At 67.8% G+C, this 667-nt stretch carries 1 protein-coding gene and 1 pseudogene; one reads left to right on the forward strand and one right to left on the reverse strand.

All coding sequences use genetic code 11. The annotated features are described in order from the left end of the window. On the reverse strand, positions 1-332 hold a 332-nt coding region (locus CCN42_RS33400), incomplete at its 3' end, for a YceI family protein (RefSeq protein ID WP_143662107.1). A gap of 135 nt (positions 333-467) precedes the next feature. On the opposite strand from CCN42_RS33400, the pseudogene CCN42_RS33405 reads away from it, so the two are divergent. Next, positions 468-667: pseudogene (locus CCN42_RS33405) on the forward strand (glycosyltransferase); the annotation flags it as partial.

Here is a 667-nt window from a genome sequence, read left to right on the forward strand (position 1 = left end):
AGGTCGCCGGTGACGCGGTAGTCGTCGCCGCCCAGGGACTCCGCCCCGGTGGAGCGGAACGTCATCGCCGGGAACTCGTCGGTCTTGAAGAAGTCGGCGCTCCTGAGGTGACCGTCGCGGTCGGCGTTGCCGGTGTCGATGCTGTCCATCTTGACGTCGATGGACGCGCTGGACCTCGACGGATCGGCGCCGTCGAGGTGCAGCGAGCCGCTGAAGTCGAGGAACTTGCCCTTGACGTTGGTGACCATGGCGTGGCGGGCGGTGAAGCCGATGGTCGTGTGGGCGGCGTCGATGGTGTAGTCGCCGGTCAGGGTGGCCAGGTCCAGGGTCATGGCGTTCTCCTCGGGTCGGAACGTTTAATGTTCAACTAGGTGAACACGGCCCACCGTAGACCTATTCCGTTCAGCTTTCAACATCTTCGGCGGGACGTCGCGATTGGATCACCGCGCGAGTGGTACCCGGCCCCCGTGCTGTCGGTCGCCGTCCTGGTCGAGCTGATACGGGGCGACACCTCGGGCGGCCACGTCAAATGCTGGGAGCGCTTCGCGGAGAGCGCGGCCCGGCTGCCCGCCCCCGCGCCCGCCCTCGACCTCACCGTCTACTTCCTCGGCACCCGCGAACACGTCGAGGCGCTCTCGCCCCGCGTCCGCCTCGTGATGCTCCGCCC

It is taken from the genome of Streptomyces glaucescens, from assembly GCF_002154375.1.
Lineage (GTDB): Bacteria > Actinomycetota > Actinomycetes > Streptomycetales > Streptomycetaceae > Streptomyces > Streptomyces glaucescens.